The sequence below is a fragment of the Paraburkholderia sp. RL18-085-BIA-A genome (assembly GCF_046027075.1).
GTDB lineage: Bacteria > Pseudomonadota > Gammaproteobacteria > Burkholderiales > Burkholderiaceae > Paraburkholderia.
In genome coordinates this window covers 1-3,394 of record NZ_JARESU010000319.1, presented here as the reverse complement: position 1 = coordinate 3,394, position 3,394 = coordinate 1, and the positions used below count along the sequence as shown (strand labels likewise).

General features: G+C 61.9%; 3 protein-coding genes. 2 read left to right on the top strand and 1 reads right to left on the bottom strand.

The window, feature by feature from the left end:
* Nucleotides 1-1,335: amidase (locus P0D89_RS51760; protein WP_408379436.1), on the top strand; the 1,335-nt coding region annotated here is incomplete at its 5' end.
* A gap of 66 nt (nt 1,336-1,401) precedes the next feature.
* The gene (locus tag P0D89_RS51755; protein WP_408370016.1) at nt 1,402-2,718 is read left to right on the top strand and encodes a cytosine permease; all 1,317 of its coding nucleotides are present in this window, start codon (nt 1,402-1,404) and stop codon (nt 2,716-2,718) included.
* A gap of 390 nt (nt 2,719-3,108) precedes the next feature.
* Here the strand turns inward: P0D89_RS51755 and P0D89_RS51750 are convergent.
* Nucleotides 3,109-3,394 (bottom strand): hypothetical protein (locus P0D89_RS51750; protein ID WP_408370013.1); only part of this gene is annotated, 286 nt, incomplete at its 5' end.

The window sequence follows — 3,394 nt, the reverse complement described above, 5'->3', positions numbered from 1 at the left end:
TTTTGTACCGCCACGCCGGAACTCGCGCTCGAGCAGGCCGAGGCAGTCGAGCGCATCGTGATGGCAGGGGGCGATCCTGGTCCGCTCGCTGGCGTGCCGTTCGGGATCAAGGACCTCATCTCCGCTGCGGGTATTCGCATGACGGGCGGCGCGCCCGCCTACGAGAACTTTATCGCGGACGAAGACGATGTTGCCGTCGAACGCATGAAGCAGGCTGGCGCGATCGTCATCGGCAAGACCAACGTACCCGAGTTCGGCTATAGCGGCGTCGGCCATAACCCGATTTTCGAAACTACCCGGAATCCCTGGAATCTGGCGATGACCCCCGGAGGATCGAGCGCCGGTTCGGCCGCGGCGGTGGTATCGGGCATGTGTCCGATCGCGCTCGGCAGCGACGGTGGCGGTTCGGTGCGCATCCCGGCCGCTCATAGCGGCATCTTCGGCATGAAGGCGTCAATGGGACGCGTGCCGCTCTATCCGGGCTGCCGCGACGAACTGTATCCGGGATTCTCGGGCTGGGAATCGCTCGAACACATTGGTCCGCTCACGCGCACTGTCGCAGACGCAGCGCTGATGCTGTCGGTCATCTCAGGCCCCGACGAGCGCGACCGGTTGTCCCTTCCCGCCGCCGACTTCGACTGGAAGGAAGCGCTCCATGGCGGCATCCGGGGCTTGCGCGTGGCCTACAGCCCGGATTGGGGCTATGCACCAGTCGACCCGGAAGTGCGCGAGGTGGTTGGCCGGGCTGTCAAGGTCTTCGAACAGGAACTGGGCTGCACGGTCGAGATAGCGCATCCGGGTTTCACCGATCCCTTCGCGGCTTTCTGGGCGCTGGTCGCGCAAGAGACCGACCTCGTCGGCATGCGCAAAATCGTCGAGCAGCATGGCGACCGCATGTCCCGGCATCTGGTGGAAATGATCATGCATCCGTGGACCGCCGAGGACTTCACCAACGCCAACCTGAAGCGCAAGGAAGTGACCAACAGGATGTGGCGCTTTATGCGCGACTACGACCTGATCCTGACGCCGACGCTCGCTGTGCCGCCCTTCCCCGTGCATATTCAGGGCCCGGAAAAAATCGATGGCCGGATGGTCTCAACGACCCAATGGCTCGCCTTCACGTTCCCGCTAAACATGACCGGTCAACCAGCCGCATCCGTACCCGCCGGTTTTACGAGCGACGGCTTGCCGGTTGGCATGCAGATCATAGGCCGCCATCTCGCCGACGCCACCGTGCTGCGTGCCGCCGCCGCATTCGAAGCCGCGCAGCCGTGGCGCCATGTCCAGCCTCCGGTCGTCGCCAACCTGATTGCACATCCGGCCGCAGGAACCTGATGTTTGTCGTCCTGCCGTTTATATCTGAACCTTGATGTTTCCCGAAGATCCCTTCAGGAGAATTGCATGAATCAGTCTGTCACGCCTGGCGCTGCAACCGCCCAACACAACGGCCTTGCCGAAGAGTTCGAACACGAACCGGTTCCGCTCCTCAGACGACAATCGTTGAGGTCAGTAGCAGCCGTATGGTTTGGATTCCCGATGGTTCTGACGCAGGCAGTGTTCGGAGGCATCATTACGCTGAACCTGGGTTTCATCCATGGCGTGCTCGCCATCCTGATCGGCAACTTCGTGCTGTTTCTCTACGTGGGCGCCCTCAGTCATATCGCGGGTTCCACCGGGCTCAATTTCGGCATGCAGGCCAAGGCGACTTTCGGCACCAAGGGCTATGCCATCGCAAGCGGCTTTCTCTCAACTGTTGTGGTCGGGTGGTACGCGTTCCAGACCGGGTTGACCGGTGCAACCGTGCATACCGCGTTCGGCTGGAACGCGACAGCCGTGATCGTGTTCGCGATGGTGCTCTATACCTTCATCACGTTCCTTGGCATCAAAGCGCTTTCCATCGTCGGCCTGATCGCGGTGCCCTTCTTTATTATCATGGGTCTGGTGGCCGTGGGATTCGCCGCGGGAGAGCACGGCCTTTCCAGCATCATGACGTACACCGGAACCGCAAGGACAATGAGCTTCGGTAGCGCAGTCACGCTTGTCATTGCAACCTTCGCGGACGCCGGCACCATGACGGCGGACTTCACGCGTTGGTCGAAAAATGGACGGGACGGTGTAATCGCTTCGTTCTCTGCCTTCCCTGTGGCCAACTCCGTTGCCTTTCTGTTCGGCGCAGTCGTCGTGGCGGCTGGCGCCGCGGTCAACCCGACACAGAACGGCGGTGACTTCCTGCCGCTCCTGAGCGGCCACGGGCCGGTGGTGTCGGTACTGGCGCTGATATTCGTGTTTGTCAACCTGGGTTCGGTCTGCGCGCACTGCCTCTATAACGGCGCAGTGGGCTACAGCCACCTGTTCGGCAGCCGCATGCGCGTGATGACGCTGGTACTGGGCCTGATCGGCGGCCTGGCCGCGGTTGCGGGCGTCTGGAGTCTGTTCCCGTACTGGCTCAGCATGCTCGGCATGTTCGTGCCGCCGATTGGCGCCGTGATGATCATGGACCAGTTGTTCTTCGGCAACGCGGGCCGAGTCGACGACGCGGAACCGTTCCATGGCAAGGCATTCGCAGCATGGGCGCTGGGTTCGATCGCGGCGGTCATCGTGCACGTGTGGGTACCGGAATACGGCGAAGCGCTGATCGGGCTGGTGGTAAGCGGCGCGACATACGCGGTGCTCGGGCGCGGTCGCACTCAGCGCGCGGCGCTCAATCAATCGATCTGAGCGTGCACGGTCGCCGATCCGGCGGTCTTACGATGATCTGCGAAGGAGGGCAAGCGCCCTTCCTCGCAGATCGCTGAAGGAACTGTTGAAAAGGTGCGGTTCCGCTTGTGCCGATCGCTGCTGGAGTTCGAGAAAGCGGGCGACGTTCTCCGGTATCTAATCAATGCGCGCGCAATAGGCCGTGAGCCTGGGCGCCAGATCACCATTGATCACCGCGCATTGCAGTTGGACAACCAGATGGACACAGCGTCGCGACAAGCGCGTTCGCACATGCCTTGGCGTACTCGATCGTCGGACAGTCGATGGCACCCAGACCGTAGCGGCCGATCTCACCGATGCCGGTGGCGTCGCTATCGCGTTGGCGGCAGCCCGAGTCACTACTCAGCTTTTCTACGCCGCGCCTAGTCCTGATCCGGATCTGTCGGTGGAAGCAAGCCGCAACACGAACATGCTTGCCAATTTGCCCGATGGACTTGAGCAGGTGAATTCGGCGCTCCACGCGTATTCATCCATGGGCTTCAAGATATACGGATCGCCCAGCGCACCTTTGAGCCAGATCCTTGCAACGATGCTAGGGCCGACAGGCTTCGAGGAGAGGCCGACAAGCGCAAAATCAAGGCATTTTCGACGAACGCCCACTGCCGCCGCTCGCGCTGTCAGGAATTCAAGGGCAGGT